This is a genomic window from Streptomyces lancefieldiae (assembly GCF_031845825.1).
In the GTDB taxonomy this organism is placed as follows: Bacteria; Actinomycetota; Actinomycetes; order Streptomycetales; family Streptomycetaceae; genus Streptomyces; species Streptomyces lancefieldiae.
Map to the genome: position 1 here is coordinate 1 of NZ_JAVRFH010000332.1, position 448 is coordinate 448.

1 protein-coding gene is annotated in these 448 nt (G+C 64.5%); it reads left to right on the forward strand.

Going from position 1 to position 448, the window contains the following annotated elements:
• Position 1 precedes the first annotated feature (1 nt).
• Positions 2-331: a WhiB family transcriptional regulator gene (locus RM812_RS42385; protein WP_090430830.1), complete on the forward strand. Its 330-nt coding sequence runs from the start codon at positions 2-4 to the stop codon at positions 329-331.
• Positions 332-448 lie beyond the last annotated feature (117 nt).

Here is a 448-nt window from a genome sequence, read left to right on the forward strand (position 1 = left end):
GATGAACGCTTCCGCCCCAGCCGCCAACCTGGTCCACCGAGGCGAGGGCGAAGCCCGGATCGCCTGGGTTTCGCAGGCGAGGTGCCGTCAGGCCGATCCGGACGAATTGTTCGTCCGCGGTGCCGCACAACGCAAAGCCGCGGTGATCTGCAGGCACTGCCCGGTGATTCTCGAATGCGGTGCCGATGCACTCGACAATCGCGTGGAGTTCGGAGTCTGGGGCGGGATGACCGAACGTCAGCGTCGTGCCCTGCTCAAACAGCATCCCGAAGTCATCTCCTGGTCCGAGTTCTTCGCAGCCCAGCGCAAGCACCACCGTAGCGCGGTCTAGCCTCCGTGTCCTTACGCGGGCTCACTGGCCCGCGCGCGCCGAAGTGCGGCCGACGGTAGTGTATTCGGTTGTGGCACATGGTAATCAGCAGCAGTGAGTGAGCCTGCCAGCGTTCTT